This is a genomic window from Citrobacter sp. CRE-46, assembly GCF_059615875.1.
The window spans coordinates 23,822-41,488 of record NZ_CM184341.1; the positions used below are offsets into that span (position 1 = coordinate 23,822).

Annotated in this window: 18 protein-coding genes; 13 read left to right on the top strand and 5 right to left on the bottom strand. The window is 54.1% G+C overall.

The window, feature by feature from the left end; all coding sequences use genetic code 11:
* Nucleotides 1-59: 59 nt before the first annotated feature.
* Nucleotides 60-893 (bottom strand): EamA family transporter, encoded by an 834-nt coding sequence (locus AC534G_RS00115; protein ID WP_110496412.1) that lies wholly within the window; start codon nucleotides 891-893, stop codon nucleotides 60-62.
* Nucleotides 894-1,016: 123 nt separating this feature from the next.
* Nucleotides 1,017-1,106, bottom strand: a complete 90-nt coding sequence (tisB, locus tag AC534G_RS00120) for a type I toxin-antitoxin system toxin TisB (protein ID WP_110496414.1) — start codon at nucleotides 1,104-1,106, stop codon at nucleotides 1,017-1,019.
* 522 nt (nucleotides 1,107-1,628) lie between these two features.
* On the opposite strand from tisB, the gene ivbL reads away from it, so the two are divergent.
* From ivbL to ilvN, 3 genes are all read left to right on the top strand, one after another.
* Nucleotides 1,629-1,727, top strand: coding sequence for an ilvB operon leader peptide IvbL (ivbL, locus tag AC534G_RS00125; RefSeq protein WP_003827118.1), 99 nt, complete (start codon nucleotides 1,629-1,631; stop codon nucleotides 1,725-1,727).
* Between the two features lie 107 nt (nucleotides 1,728-1,834).
* Nucleotides 1,835-3,523, top strand: a complete 1,689-nt coding sequence (gene ilvB / locus AC534G_RS00130) for an acetolactate synthase large subunit (protein ID WP_069323662.1) — start codon at nucleotides 1,835-1,837, stop codon at nucleotides 3,521-3,523.
* A gap of 3 nt (nucleotides 3,524-3,526) precedes the next feature.
* A complete protein-coding gene (ilvN, locus tag AC534G_RS00135) occupies nucleotides 3,527-3,817 on the top strand; it encodes an acetolactate synthase small subunit (protein WP_038635677.1) in 291 nt (96 codons plus the stop codon).
* 1 nt (nucleotide 3,818) lies between these two features.
* On the opposite strand, the gene AC534G_RS00140 is transcribed toward ilvN, so the two are convergent.
* Nucleotides 3,819-4,604, bottom strand: a complete 786-nt coding sequence (locus tag AC534G_RS00140) for a DeoR family transcriptional regulator (RefSeq protein ID WP_085049143.1) — start codon at nucleotides 4,602-4,604, stop codon at nucleotides 3,819-3,821.
* 324 nt (nucleotides 4,605-4,928) lie between these two features.
* Between AC534G_RS00140 and rbsK the strand changes: the two genes are divergently transcribed.
* The 9 genes from rbsK (at nucleotide 4,929) to nepI (ending at nucleotide 15,284) form a co-directional block, all read left to right on the top strand.
* Complete coding sequence (rbsK, locus tag AC534G_RS00145) at nucleotides 4,929-5,849, top strand: ribokinase (RefSeq protein ID WP_110496416.1); 921 nt, start codon at nucleotides 4,929-4,931, stop codon at nucleotides 5,847-5,849.
* Between the two features lie 27 nt (nucleotides 5,850-5,876).
* Nucleotides 5,877-7,193: an L-fucose:H+ symporter permease gene (fucP, locus tag AC534G_RS00150; protein ID WP_038635670.1), complete on the top strand. Its 1,317-nt coding sequence runs from the start codon at nucleotides 5,877-5,879 to the stop codon at nucleotides 7,191-7,193.
* A gap of 11 nt (nucleotides 7,194-7,204) precedes the next feature.
* A complete protein-coding gene (locus AC534G_RS00155) occupies nucleotides 7,205-8,218 on the top strand; it encodes an aldose 1-epimerase family protein (protein ID WP_110496418.1) in 1,014 nt (337 codons plus the stop codon).
* Between the two features lie 145 nt (nucleotides 8,219-8,363).
* Nucleotides 8,364-8,957: a response regulator transcription factor UhpA gene (gene uhpA / locus AC534G_RS00160; protein WP_038635664.1), complete on the top strand. Its 594-nt coding sequence runs from the start codon at nucleotides 8,364-8,366 to the stop codon at nucleotides 8,955-8,957.
* Nucleotides 8,954-10,456, top strand: coding sequence for a signal transduction histidine-protein kinase/phosphatase UhpB (gene uhpB, locus AC534G_RS00165; RefSeq protein ID WP_110496420.1), 1,503 nt, complete (start codon nucleotides 8,954-8,956; stop codon nucleotides 10,454-10,456). The genes uhpA and uhpB overlap by 4 nt, the downstream gene beginning before the upstream one ends.
* Nucleotides 10,457-10,465: 9 nt before the next feature.
* Nucleotides 10,466-11,794, top strand: a complete 1,329-nt coding sequence (locus tag AC534G_RS00170; RefSeq protein ID WP_110496422.1) for an MFS transporter — start codon at nucleotides 10,466-10,468, stop codon at nucleotides 11,792-11,794.
* 142 nt (nucleotides 11,795-11,936) lie between these two features.
* On the top strand, nucleotides 11,937-13,328 hold the full coding sequence (gene uhpT / locus AC534G_RS00175; protein WP_038635654.1) for a hexose-6-phosphate:phosphate antiporter UhpT: 1,392 nt from the start codon (nucleotides 11,937-11,939) through the stop codon (nucleotides 13,326-13,328).
* 148 nt (nucleotides 13,329-13,476) lie between these two features.
* On the top strand, nucleotides 13,477-13,929 hold the full coding sequence (locus tag AC534G_RS00180; RefSeq protein WP_038635635.1) for a DUF1198 family protein: 453 nt from the start codon (nucleotides 13,477-13,479) through the stop codon (nucleotides 13,927-13,929).
* A 170-nt stretch (nucleotides 13,930-14,099) separates the two neighbouring features.
* A complete protein-coding gene (gene nepI / locus AC534G_RS00185; protein WP_496594472.1) occupies nucleotides 14,100-15,284 on the top strand; it encodes a purine ribonucleoside efflux pump NepI in 1,185 nt (394 codons plus the stop codon).
* Nucleotides 15,285-15,340: 56 nt separating this feature from the next.
* On the opposite strand, the gene AC534G_RS00190 is transcribed toward nepI, so the two are convergent.
* Nucleotides 15,341-16,723 (bottom strand): glycoside hydrolase family 1 protein, encoded by a 1,383-nt coding sequence (locus AC534G_RS00190; protein WP_110496426.1) that lies wholly within the window; start codon nucleotides 16,721-16,723, stop codon nucleotides 15,341-15,343.
* Between the two features lie 94 nt (nucleotides 16,724-16,817).
* Nucleotides 16,818-17,111 carry a YicS family protein gene (locus tag AC534G_RS00195; RefSeq protein WP_038635608.1) on the bottom strand — a complete coding sequence of 98 codons (294 nt, stop codon included), beginning with the start codon at nucleotides 17,109-17,111 and terminating at the stop codon, nucleotides 16,818-16,820.
* A gap of 129 nt (nucleotides 17,112-17,240) precedes the next feature.
* Here AC534G_RS00195 and AC534G_RS00200 point away from each other — a divergent pair, with 129 nt between their 5' ends.
* Entirely contained in the window at nucleotides 17,241-17,657 is a 417-nt protein-coding gene (locus AC534G_RS00200; RefSeq protein WP_110496430.1) for a GNAT family N-acetyltransferase, read from the top strand.
* The last annotated feature ends 10 nt before the right edge of the window (nucleotides 17,658-17,667 follow it).

Below are 17,667 nucleotides of genomic sequence, written 5' to 3' on the forward strand. Positions count from 1 at the left end.
GAAATGTAAACAAAAAACGGCAACAAATGTTGCCGGATTGCATCAGGTCGACCAACAGATCATGACAAGCGTAGCAAAACCGCACCTATGGCAATACCTGCGGCTGCGACAAGACGTATCCCTGCGACCTTCTCTTTCAGCAGCAGCCAGGCGAGCAGCGCGCCAAACAGGATGGAAGTTTCACGCAGCGCAGCGACCACCGCCAACGGCGCCTGGGTCATGGCCCACAGCGCCAGTCCGTAGGAACCCATCGTGCCAATCCCGCCAAGAATACCTTTCTTCCACTGCTGTACCAGATAGCGTGACGCTTCCCGGCGTCTGGCGATCATCGCCCAGGTGAGCAGGCAAGAACCGTTCAGAAAGAAGGTCCACAGCGTATAACCCAACGCGGTTTCTGATAAGCGTACCCCGGTGCCGTCGACCAGCGTGTAACCGGCAATAAAACAGGCGTTAATGAGCGCCAGAACGATCCCGCGTTGCGAGCTGCTGCGTCCGTTAAATGCCATGCCGAGAATAGCCAGGCAGATGGTGGCAATCCCCACCCAGGCAAGCGTAGAGAGACTATCGCCAAGAAACAGGACGCTGATAATCGCAACCAGCAACGGTGCGGTGCCGCGCATTAAAGGATAGGTCTGACTCATATCCGAAACCTGATAGGTTTTGGCGACAAGAACCGTGTACACCACTTGTAAGGCCGTTGAGACAGCCAAAAATGGCAGGCTGGCGGCAGAAGGCTGAGGCGCAAAGGGTAAGCAGATCAATGCCATAATCGCAGCCGAGCCGCTGACGCCGATCGCCGAGTACAGTTTATCGTTTCCAGCCTTAACAATGGCATTCCAGCTGGCATGCAGCAACGCGGCGAACAGCAAAATGCAGAAAACAGAAAGCGTCATGGCGGAATTCTTCCCTGAAAATGTCATAAAAACGTAACATATTGACGCGTGACAAGCACCTGGGAAAAGGTGAAAGGGGAGCGGAGTGTTACCCGCTCCCCTTAGGTGCGACTTGAATCTGAATTACCTAACGTATTTCAGAACGGCATCAAGTAGTTGCAGTGCTGCAACAATGAGTTTGAGGATAAGAATAGCGATATCCACGAGGCTCATACGCTCTCCTTTTGGTACAAGGAGCACGGTGCTGGCGTACCTCGCCGCTGCCTGTTGCCAGCACCTTTGTTGACATAACACAGTGTGCTCACACGGGGGTTAAGGCGCTGACGGCACCACCCGTTTCAGCCAGGACTTTGATGCGCCGGTTTACGATGCGGCCCCCGCATAACACATTGCGTACCGAAATATTATAGATAAATACTGTATAAATTAACAGTATTTTATGGACGAGACGTCAACATTAGGCCATACTCAACATCATCAAAATTCGTGCCGAAATTGCGTGTTCTTCGCAGAACGCGTATACTTTTCTCGTTGACATAACACAGTGTGCCCGGCGGCTACCAACCGCACAACGCTGAAAAGAACCTCGCTCCGGCGGGGTTTTTTGTTTTTCATCATCACATAGCGAAATGTGATCTTTGACGCATTTTTGTGCAGATGAAAATTTTTCCATTGTCACGCTGAAAAACCTGTGTTTGTATAAATCCAGTTAATCAACAAACAGACAGGTCCCTAATGAACCCTTCCATGCTGACTGCGACCCTACTAAAAACTGCGCCATCTCGCGCAGCGGTCGTCGTGCGTGTGGTGGTGGTCGTCGGCAATGCGCCGTAGGGTCCGGATCAACACACGATTCCAAAACCCCGCCGGCGCAAACCGGGCGGGGTTTTTCGTTTAAGAGACCTGCCCGGAGCAACGGCCCAGAATAAAAGGACTGGAGCATGGCAAGTTCGGGCATAACATCCAAGCGTACGCGTTTTACGGGCGCAGAATTCATCGTTCATTTCCTGGAACGTCAGGGAATCCAGGTAGTCACCGGTATCCCTGGCGGATCGATCCTTCCCGTCTATGACGCGTTAAGCCAAAGCACGAAAATCCGTCATATCCTGGCGCGCCACGAGCAGGGCGCGGGGTTTATCGCGCAAGGCATGGCGCGAACCGATGGTAAACCCGCCGTGTGTATGGCTTGTAGCGGGCCGGGCGCCACCAACCTGGTTACCGCGATTGCCGATGCTCGTCTGGATTCCATCCCGCTGGTGTGTATCACCGGGCAGGTTCCGGCCTCGATGATCGGTACCGACGCCTTCCAGGAAGTCGACACCTACGGTATTTCTATCCCCATCACCAAACACAACTATCTGGTCCGCCATATCAATGAATTACCGCAGGTCATGAGCGATGCGTTCCGCATTGCGCAGTCCGGACGTCCAGGCCCGGTGTGGATAGACATTCCTAAGGATATTCAAACCGCCGTATTTGAAATTGAAGAGATGCCGGAACCCGCGCAGAAAATGGCGGCGCCGGCGTTCAGTCAGGACAGCATTCGCGATGCCGCGGCCATGATTAATGCCGCACAGCGTCCGGTGCTGTACCTCGGCGGCGGCGTGATTAACGCGCCCGCACGCGTGCGTGAACTGGCCGAAAAAGCCATGCTGCCTACCACCATGACCTTGATGGCGCTGGGCATGCTGCCAAAGGCGCATCCGCTGTCGTTAGGCATGCTGGGTATGCACGGCGCGCGCAGCACCAACTTTATTCTGCAAGAAGCGGACTTACTGATTGTTCTGGGCGCACGTTTTGATGACCGGGCGATTGGTAAAACCGAACAGTTCTGCCCGAACGCCAAAATCATCCACGTGGATATCGATCGTGCGGAGCTGGGTAAAATCAAACAGCCGCATGTCGCGATTCAGGCGGATGTCGATGAGGTTCTGGCGCAACTGATCCCATTGGTTGCAGCCCAGCCGCGAGAGGCATGGCATCAGATGGTGGCCGATTTACAACGTGAGTTTCCTTGCGCTATTCCGCAGGAAAGCGACCCGCTCAGTCACTATGGGCTGATCAACGCTGTGGCGGCTTGCGTGGATGACAGCGCCATTATCACCACCGACGTCGGCCAGCATCAGATGTGGGCGGCGCAGGCTTATCCGCTGAACCGTCCGCGCCAGTGGCTGACCTCTGGTGGTCTGGGCACCATGGGATTTGGTCTGCCGGCGGCCATTGGCGCGGCGCTGGCGAACCCGGATAAAAAAGTCCTGTGCTTCTCTGGCGACGGTAGCCTGATGATGAATATTCAGGAAATGGCGACGGCCAGCGAAAATCAGCTGGATATTAAAATCATTCTGATGAATAACGAAGCGCTGGGTCTGGTATATCAGCAGCAGAGCCTGTTCTATAAGCAGGGTGTTTTTGCCGCGACCTATCCGGGGATGATTAACTTTATGCAGATCGCAGCCGGATTTGGTCTGGAAACTTGTGATTTAAATAACGAAGCGGATCCACAGGCAGCGTTGCAGGAAATGATTAATCGTCCTGGACCTGCGCTGATCCACGTGCGTATCGACGCGGAAGAAAAAGTGTACCCGATGGTGCCGCCGGGCGCGGCAAACACTGAAATGGTGGGGGAATAAGCCATGCAACAGCAGACTCATGACAACGTAATCCTGGAACTCACCGTACGCAACCATCCGGGCGTAATGACCCACGTCTGCGGGCTGTTTGCCCGCCGCGCGTTCAACGTGGAAGGTATTCTTTGCCTACCGATTCAGGACAGCGATAAGAGCCGTATCTGGCTACTGGTCAACGACGATCAGCGTCTGGAACAGATGATAAGCCAGATCGACAAACTGGAAGATGTGGTGAAAGTCGCCCGCAACCAGTCAGACCCGTCGATGTTTAATAAAATCTCCGTCTTCTTCGAGTGAGTTAGTCGCCGTCTGAATCCGGGGTAATCACTTTGACAGAGCCGTTCCGGCAGTGGGTTGCGTAATCTGCCGGTAACGGACGGTCGCTTATCAGTACGTCAAAGGTGGAGAGTGGACCAATGCTGGCGGGGGCGACCTCATCGAACAGGGCGTGGCGCGTCAGCAGAATTTTACGTAATCCGCGTTCCATCGCTTTGCGTTTTGTGGCCAGATCGTCCGGATTGAACCAGCTAACGCCGAAATGCTCATGGATTCCGCTGGCGGAGATAAAGACTTTCCGTGGGTTGAGTGCATCCAGCGGGGAGGGATTGCTGGTGTCGTAAAAGGCGTCACTTTTCGCCCGGTAGGTTCCCCCGCAAAGAATCGCTGTGGCGTTGGGTTTTTCATTTAGCGCTACAAACACCCGATGCGAGTAGCAAATCCCGGTAAAGGAAATATCGTCCGGGATCATGCTGACCACCAACGGCATTTCCGCACCATTATCAAAAAAGACCAGATCATTTTCACTCACCAGTCCCGCTGCCAGAATGGCAACCGGTAAATCGTCGCGGTGATACTGCTTTTGCGCGGGGAGTGGCGCGTTAACGATGGTAGCAGGTTTGTTCACCATCACAATGTAACCACCGAGCAGCGTGAGGGGTAACGGCTCGTCATCCTGACTGAGATCCCGACGAATAGTCATCACAGAAACTTCCAGCATTCGTGCCGCCTCTTTCAGATGGATTCGGTCGGTCTTCTTCAACAATTCCATCAGACGTCGAATACGTTCTTTCTGCTTGGTTTCCATGTGCTTCTCCACGAATCATATTTCCATGTTCCTTCAGTAACATTTTTGTGTTTCTGAGAACATGACATTGCCGCATTACTATACGTCTGACTATTCGGAAATAAAAGCGTGTTTTTTCACGTTTTATTGATTATATCCAGTTAACTTTCAGTCAATTGTAAGCAACTTCATCATTTTTAGTGTGATCGGATAGCAACATTTAGCGTAATAAATAAACAATAAAATGATCTTCCAATCGCGATCCTAGTCACAAATGATACAAAAGTAACATGATAATGTTATTTTAATATCATTGTTGTGTGATTGTTTCTGAGAGGTAGTAAAATGGATATCGCGGTTATTGGCTCCAACATGGTGGATCTCATCACCTACATCAACCAGATGCCCAAAGAAGGGGAAACGCTGGAAGCGCCGGCGTTCAAAATTGGCTGCGGGGGTAAAGGCGCAAATCAGGCCGTTGCGGCCGCTAAGCTCAATTCCAAAGTGCTGATGCTGACAAAAGTCGGTGATGACATTTTTGCGGATAACACTATTCGTAATCTCGAATCCTGGGGAATTAATACCACCTATGTCGAAAAGGTACCCTGCACCAGCAGCGGTGTCGCACCGATCTTTGTTAATGCCAACTCCAGCAACAGCATTCTGATTATTAAAGGAGCGAACAAATTTCTCTCCCCGGAAGATATCGATCGTGCGGCGGAAGATCTGAAAAAATGTCAGCTTATTGTCCTGCAACTGGAAGTGCAGCTGGAAACCGTTTATCACGCGATTGAATTTGGCAAAAAACACGGTATTGAAGTGTTACTAAATCCCGCCCCTGCATTACGGGAATTAGATATGTCTTATGCCTGTAAATGTGATTTTTTCGTGCCGAACGAAACCGAGCTGGAAATATTAACCGGTATGTCAGTAGATACCTATGACCATATTCGCGCAGCGGCACGTTCTCTGGTTGATAAAGGTCTGAACAATATTATCGTCACCATGGGTGAGAAAGGTGCGCTGTGGATGACGCGTGACCAGGAAGTCCATGTTCCGGCGTTTAGAGTGAACGCTGTCGATACCAGTGGCGCAGGCGACGCTTTCATCGGTTGTTTTGCTCACTATTACGTTCAAAGCGGTGATGTGGAAACCGCCATGAAAAAAGCCGCTCTCTTCGCTGCTTTCAGCGTTACCGGGAAAGGCACTCAATCATCTTATCCAAGCATCGAACAATTTAATGAGTTTCTTACCTTAAACGAATAATACTCCTGCACTGTAAAAGGTAGCACTATGAACGATAAAAACATCATTCAGATGCCTGACGGCTATTTGAATAAGACCCCTCTGTTCCAGTTTATTTTGTTATCCTGTTTATTCCCGTTATGGGGATGCGCAGCCGCATTAAATGATATTCTGATTACGCAATTCAAAAGTGTATTTTCACTCAGTAACTTTGCCTCGGCATTAGTTCAGAGTGCCTTTTATGGCGGCTATTTTTTAATTGCGATCCCGGCATCTCTGGTGATTAAAAAAACCAGTTATAAAATCGCCATCTTAATGGGGCTGACCCTTTATATCGTTGGGTGTACGCTCTTTTTCCCGGCATCGCACATGGCCACCTACACCATGTTCCTTGCGGCGATTTTCGCGATTGCGATTGGCCTGAGTTTCCTGGAAACGGCAGCCAACACCTACAGCTCAATGATAGGCCCAAAAGCCTATGCGACCTTACGCCTGAACATCAGCCAGACCTTTTATCCTATTGGCGCAGCGGCTGGTATTCTGCTGGGTAAATATCTGGTCTTCTCTGAAGGCGAAAGCCTTGAAAAACAGATGGCCGGGATGAACGCCGAGCAGATCCATAACTTTAAAGTGATGATGCTGGAAAATACTCTTGAGCCATACAAGTACATGATTATGGTGCTGGTTGTGGTGATGGTGTTATTCCTGCTGACCCGCTTCCCGACCTGTAAAGTCGCGCAAACCACGAGTCGTAAACGCCCGTCAGCGATGGATACACTGCGTTATCTGGCCAGCAATGCCCGTTTCCGTCGCGGAATTGTGGCGCAATTTCTTTATGTGGGGATGCAGGTCGCGGTGTGGTCATTCACCATCCGTCTGGCCCTGGAATTAGGTGATATCAACGAGCGCGACGCCTCAACCTTCATGGTCTATAGCTTCGCCTGCTTCTTTATCGGCAAGTTTATCGCCAACATTTTGATGACACGCTTCAATCCGGAAAAAGTGCTGATTCTCTATTCCATCATTGGTGCCCTGTTCCTCATCTATGTTGCACTGGCGCCAAGTTTCAGCGCTGTGTATGTCGCAGTGCTGGTAAGTGTCCTGTTTGGACCCTGCTGGGCGACAATCTATGCCGGTACGCTTGATACCGTGGATAACGAACATACCGAAATGGCAGGTGCCGTCATTGTTATGGCGATTGTCGGCGCGGCGGTGGTTCCGGCGATTCAGGGCTATGTGGCTGATATGTTCCATTCATTGCAACTTTCGTTCCTGGTTTCCATGCTCTGCTTCGTGTACGTCGGTATCTACTTCTGGCGTGAAAGCAAAGTGCGCAACAACCTGGCTGAAGCGACAGTTTCCTGAGGAGAGCGATCATGACAACACGTATAACGCTGTGGCGAGAACTCTTTGCAGAGCATCCGCGAATCTTACTGAAGAATAGCGACTTCACGGTTACCGCATTTCGTTACGCCAGCGGAGTGGAAGGGCTGAAGGTAGAAAACAGTCGTGGACATCTGGTTATTCTGCCCTGGATGGGGCAAATGATCTGGGATGCTCAGTTTGATGGCCATGACCTGACCATGCGTAACATGTTCAGTCAGCCGAAACCGGCGGCGGAAGTGGTGGCGACCTATGGCTGTTTTGCCTTCCACTCAGGTCTGTTGGCTAATGGTTGCCCATCGCCAGAAGATTCACATCCTTTGCACGGTGAAATGGCTTGTGCCGCGATGGATGAAGCCTGGCTGGAGCTGGAGGGTGAGAATTTGCGCGTGGGTGGACGCTATGAGTATGTGATGGGGTTCGGTCATCATTATCAGGCGCATCCTGCGGTGGTAATGCACAAAGCGAGCGCGCTGTTTGATATTCAGATGGCGGTTACCAACCTCGCCTCAGTGGCAATGCCGTTGCAGTACATGTGCCATATGAACTATGCCTACGTACCGGAAGCCTCCTTCAGCCAGAATATTCCGGATGAGGCCATGAAGCTGCGTGAGTCGATACCCGCGCATGTTAAACCGACTGAGCAATGGCTGGCGTTTAATCAGCGGATTGTGCAGGGCGAGGCTTCTCTGGCGCGGCTCAATGAACCCCATTTTTACGATCCGGAAATTGTCTTCTTTGCTGACCAACTGGACAGGTACACAGATAAGCCAGAATTTAGCATGATAGCACCAGATGGCACCACGTTCGTTACACGCTTCTCCAGCGCGGAGCTGAATTATGTGACGCGATGGATCCTGTATAACGGCGATCAACAGGTTGCGGCATTCGCCTTGCCTGCAACCTGTCGACCCGAAGGATTCCTGGCGGCACAACACAATGGCACCTTGATTGAAATAGAACCGCAGCACACCCGGACATTTACCGTCACGACAGGCATAGCCTGATCGCTCAAGGCTTGAACACCAAAGCGCTTATCGTTAAGGTAAGCGCTTTTGCTGGATGGCGGTATAAACGCCTTATCCGGCCTACCTGCCCGTAGGCCTGATAAGCGCAGCGCCATCAGGCGTTTCCCGGCCCCAGGACAAGCCCATGATCACCATCGCCCTTATCGACGACCACACTATCGTCCGCTCCGGCTTTGCCCAACTGCTGGGGCTGGAAGCTGATTTGCAGGTTGTGGCGGAATTTGGCTCCGGGCGCGAGGCGCTGGCCGGTTTACCGGGGCGCGGCGTGCAGGTGTGTATTTGCGATATCTCGATGCCCGATATCTCGGGCCTGGAGCTACTCAGCCAACTGCCAAAAGGGATGGCGATCATCATGCTCTCCGTCCACGACAGCCCGGCACTGGTCGAGCAGGCGCTCAACGCAGGCGCGCGTGGCTTTCTTTCAAAACGCTGTAGCCCGGATGAACTGATTGCGGCGGTGCATACCGTGGCGACCGGCGGTTGCTATTTGACGCCGGACATCGCCGTCAAGCTGGCGGCCGGGCGTCAGGATCCGTTGACCAAACGTGAGCGTCAGGTGGCGGAGAAGCTGGCGCAGGGGATGGCGGTGAAAGAGATTGCCGCCGAGCTGGGGCTGTCGCCGAAAACGGTGCACGTTCATCGCGCCAACCTGATGGAAAAGCTGAACGTCAGCAACGATGTTGAACTGGCGCGCCGGATGTTTGACGGCTGGCAATGAACGCACTTTTCTCCCGGTTGATTACCGTTGTCGCCTGTTTCTTTATCTTTTCCGCCGCGTGGTTTTGCCTGTGGAGCATCAGCCTGCATCTGGTCGAACGCCCGGAGCTGGCGGTGCTGCTGTTTCCGTTTGGCCTGCGTCTGGGATTAATGCTGCAATGCCCGCGCGGCTACTGGCCGGTGCTGCTGGGTGCGGAATGGCTGTTGATGTACTGGCTGGCGCAGGAGGTGGCGCTGGCCCATTTGCCACTTTTGATGATCGGAAGCGCCCTCACGCTACTCCCGGTGATGTTGATTTCGCGATACCGCCATCAACGCGACTGGCGCACGTTGCTGTTGCAGGGCGCAGCGCTGACGGCGGCGGCACTGCTGCAATCGCTGCCGTGGTTGGGGCAGGGGGAGGAAGCCTGGAATGCGCTGTTACTGACCCTGACCGGCGGATTAACGCTGGCGCCGATCTGCCTGGTGTTCTGGCACTACCTCACCAGCACCACCTGGCTGCCGCTCGGCCCGGCGCTGGTGTCGCAGCCGGTGAACTGGCGCGGGCGACACCTGGTCTGGTATCTGCTGCTGTTTATCGTGAGTCTGTGGCTACAGCTCGGTTTGCCCGCTGAGCTTTCGCGCTTTACGCCGTTTTGTCTCGCTTTACCGATTATTGCGCTCGCCTGGCATTACGGCTGGCAAGGCGCGCTGATTGCGACGTTGATGAACGCCATCGCGCTGATTGCCAGCCAGACCTGGCACGATCACCCGGTCGATTTACTGCTCTCGCTGCTGGTGCAAAGCCTGACCGGGCTGCTGCTCGGCGCGGGTATTCAGCGGCTGCGTGAGCTTAACCAGTCGCTGCAAAATGAGCTGGCGCGTAATCATCGGCTGGCGGAACGTCTGCTGGAGACCGAAGAGAGCGTGCGCCGTGACGTGGCGCGCGAGCTGCACGACGATATCGGCCAGACCATCACCGCCATTCGTACGCAGGCGGGTATCGTACAGCGCCTGGCCCCCGAGAACGCGGGCGTTAAGCAAAGCGGGGCGCATATCGAGCAGTTGTCTCTGGGCGTGTACGATTCGGTGCGCCGCCTGCTGGGTCGCCTGCGACCGCGCCAGCTTGACGATCTCACGCTGGAACAGGCCATCCGTTCATTGATGCGCGAAATGGAGCTGGAAAGTCGCGGTATCGTCAGCCACCTTGACTGGCGAATTGATGAGTCATTGCTGAGCGAAAGCCAGCGCGTGACGCTGTTTCGCGTTTGTCAGGAAGGGCTGAACAACATTGTGAAGCATGCCAACGCCAGCGCGGTGACTCTCCAGGGCTGGCAGCAGGATGAGCGGTTGATGCTGGTGATGGAAGATGACGGCAGCGGCCTGCCGCCGGGGTCGAACCAGCAGGGTTTCGGCCTCACCGGGATGCGCGAGCGGGTGACGGCGCTCGGCGGTTCACTCACGATTTCCTGTATGCACGGCACGCGCGTCAGCGTGTCGCTGCCCCAGCGCTACGCCTAAGGAACGGCCATGTTTCAGTTTTTAAAAGCTCCGGCCAGCGCGCCGCTTATCACCGACAAGCAGGAAGTGGACGCCCGCTACCGTTACTGGCGGCGGCATATCCTGCTGACTATCTGGCTCGGCTACGCGCTGTTTTATTTCACGCGCAAAAGCTTTAACGCCGCGGTGCCGGAAATTATCACCAGCGGCGTGCTGACCCGCAGCGATATTGGCCTGCTGGCGACGCTGTTTTACATCACCTACGGGCTGTCGAAATTTGTCTCCGGCATTGTTAGCGATCGCTCCAACGCCCGCTATTTTATGGGCATTGGGCTTATCGCTACCGGCGTGGTTAACATCCTGTTCGGCTTCTCAACCTCGGTCTGGGCCTTTGCCGTACTGTGGGCGCTGAACGCCTTCTTCCAGGGCTGGGGCGCGCCGGTGTGCGCCCGTCTGCTCACCGCGTGGTATTCGCGCAACGAGCGCGGCGGCTGGTGGGCAATCTGGAACACCGCGCACAACGTCGGCGGCGCGCTGATTCCGATCGTCATGGCGGCGGCAGCGCTGCATTACGGCTGGCGCGCCGGGATGATGATTGCCGGTACGCTGGCGATCGTGGTGGGTATTTTTCTTTGCTGGCGGCTGCGCGACAGGCCGCAGGCGATTGGTCTGCCGCCGATTGGCGACTGGCGGCACGATGAGCTGGAAATTGCCCAGCAGCAAGAGGGCGCGGGGTTAACTCGTAAAGAGATCCTCACCAAATATGTGTTGCTCAATCCATATATCTGGCTGTTGTCTCTGTGCTATGTGCTGGTGTACGTGGTACGCGCGGCGATCAACGACTGGGGCAATCTGTATATGTCGGAGACGCTCGGCGTCGATTTGGTCACCGCCAACACCGCCGTCACCATGTTTGAACTGGGCGGGTTTATCGGCGCGCTGGTGGCGGGCTGGGGCTCGGACAAGCTATTCAACGGCAATCGTGGGCCGATGAACCTGATTTTCGCCGCCGGGATTCTGCTTTCGGTCGGCTCGCTGTGGTTGATGCCATTCGCCAGCTACGTGATGCAGGCGGCGTGCTTCTTCACCACCGGCTTCTTCGTCTTTGGCCCGCAGATGCTGATTGGCATGGCGGCGGCGGAGTGCTCGCACAAGGAGGCGGCGGGCGCAGCGACCGGCTTTGTCGGCCTGTTTGCTTATCTGGGGGCATCGCTCTCCGGCTGGCCGCTGGCGAAGGTGATGGAAGTCTGGCACTGGAGCGGATTCTTTGTGGTGATCGCCATCGCGGCCGGCATCTCAGCGCTGCTGTTGCTGCCGTTCTTAAACGCCCAGGCACCGCGCGATCTCAACGAAGCGTGATGCACCTCACCTTTTTGCCCCGAGGGGCGTAAAACTAAGAAATTTTCCCGGTTTCACCTGGACGCTGTCTCAGGCGTGTCTCCCGGCTGATTTTTACAATGCCTGCCATTCGCAGGTAAAAAAATCAGCTCGGGAGTGTCAAATGCTGGCCTTTCTCAACCAGGTGCGCAAGCCGACCCTGGATCTGCCGCTCGATGTGCGGCGCAAAATGTGGTTCAAACCGTTCATGCAGTCCTATCTGGTGGTCTTTATCGGCTACCTGACCATGTACTTGATCCGCAAGAACTTCAACATCGCGCAGAACGACATGATCTCCACCTACGGGCTGAGCATGACGCAGTTGGGGATGATTGGCCTCGGCTTCTCCATCACCTATGGCGTGGGTAAAACCGTGGTTTCCTACTACGCGGACGGCAAAAATACCAAGCAGTTCCTGCCGTTTATGCTGATCCTCTCCGCAATTTGTATGCTCGGCTTCAGCGCCAGCATGGGCGCGGGGTCAACCAGCCTGTTCCTGATGATCGCCTTCTACGCGCTGAGCGGTTTCTTCCAGAGCACCGGCGGCTCGTGCAGCTATTCCACCATCACCAAGTGGACGCCACGCCGTAAGCGCGGTTCCTACCTCGGCATGTGGAATATCTCCCACAACCTCGGCGGTGCGGGTGCGGCGGGCGTCGCGCTGTTCGGCGCGAATTACCTGTTCGATGGCCACGTCATCGGTATGTTTATCTTCCCGTCGATTATTGCCCTGATTGTCGGTTTTATCGGCCTGCGCTACGGCAGCGACTCCCCGGAATCTTATGGCCTCGGTAAAGCCGAAGAGTTGTTCGGCGAGGAGATCAGCGAAGAGGACAAAGAGACCGAAGAAAACGAGATGACCAAATGGCAGATCTTTGTTGAGTACGTGCTGAAAAACAAAGTGATCTGGCTGCTGTGCTTCTCCAACATCTTCCTGTACGTGGTGCGTATCGGTATCGACCAGTGGTCCACCGTCTACGCCTTCCAGGAGCTAAAACTCTCCAAAGAGGTGGCAATTCAGGGCTTCACCCTGTTTGAAGTGGGTGCGCTGGTCGGCACGCTGCTGTGGGGCTGGCTCTCCGATCTCGCTAACGGTCGTCGTGCGCTGGTGGCCTGCGTGGCGCTGGCACTCATCATCGCGACGCTGGGTGTTTACCAGCACGCCAGCAACCAGTACGTCTATCTGGCTTCGCTGTTTGCGCTCGGCTTCCTGGTGTTTGGCCCGCAGTTGTTAATCGGCGTTGCCGCCGTCGGATTTGTGCCGAAAAAAGCGATCGGCGCGGCCGACGGGATTAAAGGCACCTTCGCCTACCTGATTGGCGACAGCTTCGCCAAGCTGGGGCTCGGGATGATTGCCGACGGCACGCCGATTTTCGGTCTCACCGGCTGGGCGGGCACCTTTGCCGCGCTGGATACCGCCGCCATCGGATGTATCTGCCTGATGGCCATCGTGGCCGTGTTTGAAGAACGTAAAATTCGCCGTGAGAAAAAGATTCAACAATTGAAAGTTGCTTGAGTTAAGTGTGCATTGGTAACTTTTGCCCGCCTTAATGGCGGGCTTTTTTATGCCTCGGATCTGTCCTTAACAGCGTTGACACGTTCAGTCGTCGACAGAGGTAAATTTGTCGCTATGATGGACATCCTGTCTGGTAATGGATGTGTGCATGATTTGGATAATGCTGGCCACGTTGGTGGTTGTTTTTGTAGTGGGTTTCCGGGTGCTGACGTCCGGATCACGACGGGCCATTCGCCGTCTGAGTGAGCGACTGAGTATTGATGTAGTACCAGTAGAATCGATGATTGACCAGATGGGAAAAGTACAGGGGGAGGCGTTTTTACAGTACCTGCACCGCCCTGATGAATCGCATCTGCAAAATGCCGCCCAGGTATTGTTAATCTGGCAAATCGTCATTGTCGACGGCAGTGAGCAGAACCTGCTGCAGTGGCACCGCTTGTTGCAAAAATCTCGACTGGCCGCTCCGATCACCGACGCGCAGGTGCGCCTGGCGCTCGGGTTTCTGCGAGAAATGGAGCCGGATATGCAGGAGCTTAACGCGTTCCAGATGCGCTATAACGCCTTTTTCCAACCTGAAGATGGCGTGCACTGGCTGCACTGATAGTGATGCCTGATGGCGCTACGCTTATCAGGCCGACAAAAGAGCTCAGCCGTAGGCCGGATAAGGCGACGCCGCCATCCGGCGGTGAGAGTTGTCAAAACGTTAAATACGTCACACTTTTAATGTTACAATGCGTAACTTTTCTACAATAACCCCACGCAGGTAACAAAATGAGTGACGCTGTTGAACAAAAATCCCGCGCTGAGGTAAATACCCGGCCAAACTGGTCGGCGGTATTCGCCGTGGCGTTCTGTGTTGCCTGCCTGATAACCGTTGAGTTTCTGCCCGTTAGCCTGCTGACGCCAATGGCGCAGGATCTGGGCATTTCGGAAGGCGTTGCCGGACAATCAGTGACCGTGACGGCGTTTGTCGCCATGTTCGCCAGCCTGTTTGTGACGCAAATTATCCAGGCGACCGATCGTCGCTATGTGGTGATCCTGTTTTCGGTTCTGCTGACGCTTTCCTGCCTGCTGGTTTCATTTGCTAACTCTTTTACGCTCCTGCTGATCGGTCGTGCCTGTCTGGGGCTGGCGCTCGGCGGGTTCTGGGCGATGTCAGCGTCGCTGACCATGCGTCTGGTTCCCGCGCGTACGGTACCGAAAGCGCTGTCGGTGATATTTGGCGCGGTATCCATCGCGCTGGTGATTGCCGCGCCGTTGGGGAGCTTTTTGGGCGGCATCATCGGCTGGCGCAACGTGTTTAACGCGGCGGCGGTAATGGGCGTGCTGTGCACCATCTGGGTGGTGAGAGCGCTGCCTTCGCTGCCGGGCGAACCTGCGCATCACAAGCAAAATATGTTCAGCCTGCTGCAGCGCCCCGGAGTAATGGCCGGGATGATTGCCATCTTCATGTCCTTCGCCGGGCAGTTCGCCTTCTTTACCTATATTCGCCCTGTCTATATGAATCTGGCGGGCTTTGATGTTGATGGCCTGACGCTGGTGCTGTTGAGTTTTGGTATCGCCAGCTTTGTCGGGACGTCGTTCTCTTCGGTGATTCTGAAGCGCTCGGTCAAACTGGCCCAGGCCGGTGCGCCATTGGTGCTGGCGCTCAGCGCGCTGGTCCTGATTCTGTGGGGTAGCGATAAAGTGGTGGCCTCGGGCATTGCGATAATCTGGGGGCTGGCGTTTGCGCTGGTACCGGTTGGTTGGTCGACGTGGATCACCCGCTCGCTTGCCGATCAGGCAGAAAAAGCTGGATCCGTCCAGGTCGCCGTGATCCAGCTTGCCAATACCTGCGGGGCTGCGGTGGGAGGCTATGCGCTCGATAACCTCGGACTGCTGTCGCCCCTGATGCTCTCGGGCAGCCTGATGCTGCTGACAGCGCTTCTGGTAACGATGAAGGTCAGGATTCAGTGAAAACTGTTGCCGGATGGTGCATCGTTCTCAGTCAACACGGTCATCCGGCAACTTAATCAATCAAAACCATTATTTTCGGCGGTATGGGCAAACCATTCGCCGCTCTTTTTCACTGTACGTTTTTGTGTTTCTAAATCCAATTGGACAAAACCGTAGCGGTTTTTATAGCCGTTGAGCCATGACCAGTTATCAATAAAGGTCCACATATGGTAGCCAAGACAATGACAGCCTTCGCTAATGCCTTTATGTAGCCATTTCAGATGCTCAGTAACAAATTCAATACGGTAGTTATCGTTAACTTGTCCTTCCTGAATAAAGCGCTGTTCGTTTTCTACACCCATACCGTTTTCTGAAATAAAGCAGCGTGGGTTACCGTAATTATCGCGAAGATTGGTAATAATATCGTAAATACCCGGCTCATAAATTTCCCAGCCGCGGTAAGGGTTCATTTTACGTCCCGGCATTTCATAGTAATCAAACAGCCACTCCGGCATAAACGGCGCATTCGGATTGACTGCCGTATCGCGACATTTCACACGACGCGGCTGGTAATAGTTAATCCCCAGCAGGTCGATTTTGCCGTCGGCGATCAACTGCGCATCGCCTGGCTGGCAGGCCGGAAGCTGATCGTACTCTTTCAGCAATGCCACCAGATCCGCCGGATATTCCCCTTTCAGTACCGGGTCGAGGAAGCTGCGATTAAACAGCAGATCCGCATGGTACGCAGCTTTGACATCTGCCGGATGCTGCGAGCGCGGATACGAAGGCGTTAAATTCAGCACTACGCCAATTTCACCGTCATGGTTTGCATCACGATACGCCCGCACCGCCGTCGCATGTGCCAGCACGGTATGGTACGCCACAGTGGCGGCACGTTTGAAATCCACCACGTTAGGATAATGGAAGTCATACAAATAACCGCCTTCTACAGGAACGATCGGCTCGTTGAATGTGAACCAGTGCTTAACGCGGTTGCCGAACAATTTGAAACACGTCTGTGCGTAGCGGCCAAACGCCTCAACCACTTCACGGTTTTCCCAGCCGCCTTTTTCCTGCATCACCATCGGCATGTCGAAGTGGAACAGGGTGATAAATGGCGTTATGCCTTGCGCCAGCAACTCGTCGATGACGTTATTATAAAAATCGACGGCCTCAGGATTAACCTCACCGGTGCCGTCCGGGATCAGGCGTGACCAGCTCAGAGATGTACGGAAGCTATTGTGTTTCAGCTGTTTGAGCAGTGCGATGTCCTGTTTCCAGTGCTGATAAAAGCCCGAGGTGTTCGCCGGGCCAACCCCCTGATGGAAACGACCTGGCTGGCGGTCGAACCACACATCCCACGTGGTCGGGCTTTTACCGCCGTTCAGGCTATCGCCTTCGGTTTGTAGCGCCGAGCAGGCACTGCCCCACCAGAAGTTTTCAGGAAAACGGTATCGCATATTGTTGCTCCATTGCTATTGATTCATTCAGGCAACAATACGTGTTTTTACGATACAGAAACCGGTTACAGTACTCATTTTACAACATAAATGCCTATAAATCCGGGCATTCCACTTTGCCAAGCGCTTCCCAGTAGTTGTTCTGGTTATTTCTTTGTATTGCCAGAATGGCTTCGCGGATGTGCTGCTGATTACGCGTATCAGCCATAATCGTTTTTTCCCACACCTCATCCGACGGCGACCCTTGCGGGGTGCAAATCTTACGTAAGTCCTTCATAACGGTGTTTTTTTCGTGTACTGCCTGCAGTCCGCCATACGCCGAGTCGGCTTGTACCAGTGCGGGTAGCGTGAAAAGGACGGCAATAATCGGAAAAATGACTCGTTTCATGATAATAATCCTTGTTGTCTATGCGCATCATCTCAAGAGTAAGTGTAGACGGCATACGACTCACTCATCAGCCTGTGTTAATGCCTAAAACTAAATCAGCCAGACGTTGTAGTTTTTCAGGAGGATAGGATGCAAATACAGATTACCGATACGGTTACCGAAGACGATCAAAACGCGCTGCTGGCCGGATTGCGTGCGTACAATCGCCAGTTTCTCAGAACCACCAATTTTAGCGACCTGGCGGTGTACTGGCGCGATGAGCACAATGAAATTCTGGGTGGGTTGATCGGCAAAATTAAAGGCGAATGGCTATGCATTGAGTTTTTATGGATGCATGATTCGCTGCGTAAAGGCGGTTACGGCACAAAATTGATGCAGGCGGCGGAACAAACCGCGCGTGAGAGAGGGTGTCTGCATGCGCTGGTGGATACGATGAGTTTCCAGGCGCTGCCGTTTTATCAGAAAAACGGCTATCAACTGCAAATGACCCTCGATAACTTCCCGGAAACCGGTGCCGCGCGCCATTATTTGTCGAAAACGTTTTGATGACCGGAAG

What these genes read in the sequence shown, in the direction of transcription:
- AC534G_RS00115 (WP_110496412.1), bottom strand. Translation starts at nt 893, where the DNA reads ATGACGCTTTCTGTTTTCTGCATTTTGCTGTTCGCCGCGTTGCTGCAT.
- tisB (WP_110496414.1), bottom strand. Translation starts at nt 1,106, where the DNA reads ATGAGCCTCGTGGATATCGCTATTCTTATCCTCAAACTCATTGTTGCA.
- ivbL (WP_003827118.1), top strand. Translation starts at nt 1,629, where the DNA reads ATGAACCCTTCCATGCTGACTGCGACCCTACTAAAAACTGCGCCATCT.
- ilvB (WP_069323662.1), top strand. Translation starts at nt 1,835, where the DNA reads ATGGCAAGTTCGGGCATAACATCCAAGCGTACGCGTTTTACGGGCGCA.
- ilvN (WP_038635677.1), top strand. Translation starts at nt 3,527, where the DNA reads ATGCAACAGCAGACTCATGACAACGTAATCCTGGAACTCACCGTACGC.
- AC534G_RS00140 (WP_085049143.1), bottom strand. Translation starts at nt 4,604, where the DNA reads ATGGAAACCAAGCAGAAAGAACGTATTCGACGTCTGATGGAATTGTTG.
- rbsK (WP_110496416.1), top strand. Translation starts at nt 4,929, where the DNA reads ATGGATATCGCGGTTATTGGCTCCAACATGGTGGATCTCATCACCTAC.
- fucP (WP_038635670.1), top strand. Translation starts at nt 5,877, where the DNA reads ATGAACGATAAAAACATCATTCAGATGCCTGACGGCTATTTGAATAAG.
- AC534G_RS00155 (WP_110496418.1), top strand. Translation starts at nt 7,205, where the DNA reads ATGACAACACGTATAACGCTGTGGCGAGAACTCTTTGCAGAGCATCCG.
- uhpA (WP_038635664.1), top strand. Translation starts at nt 8,364, where the DNA reads ATGATCACCATCGCCCTTATCGACGACCACACTATCGTCCGCTCCGGC.
- uhpB (WP_110496420.1), top strand. Translation starts at nt 8,954, where the DNA reads ATGAACGCACTTTTCTCCCGGTTGATTACCGTTGTCGCCTGTTTCTTT.
- AC534G_RS00170 (WP_110496422.1), top strand. Translation starts at nt 10,466, where the DNA reads ATGTTTCAGTTTTTAAAAGCTCCGGCCAGCGCGCCGCTTATCACCGAC.
- uhpT (WP_038635654.1), top strand. Translation starts at nt 11,937, where the DNA reads ATGCTGGCCTTTCTCAACCAGGTGCGCAAGCCGACCCTGGATCTGCCG.
- AC534G_RS00180 (WP_038635635.1), top strand. Translation starts at nt 13,477, where the DNA reads ATGATTTGGATAATGCTGGCCACGTTGGTGGTTGTTTTTGTAGTGGGT.
- nepI (WP_496594472.1), top strand. Translation starts at nt 14,100, where the DNA reads ATGAGTGACGCTGTTGAACAAAAATCCCGCGCTGAGGTAAATACCCGG.
- AC534G_RS00190 (WP_110496426.1), bottom strand. Translation starts at nt 16,723, where the DNA reads ATGCGATACCGTTTTCCTGAAAACTTCTGGTGGGGCAGTGCCTGCTCG.
- AC534G_RS00195 (WP_038635608.1), bottom strand. Translation starts at nt 17,111, where the DNA reads ATGAAACGAGTCATTTTTCCGATTATTGCCGTCCTTTTCACGCTACCC.
- AC534G_RS00200 (WP_110496430.1), top strand. Translation starts at nt 17,241, where the DNA reads ATGCAAATACAGATTACCGATACGGTTACCGAAGACGATCAAAACGCG.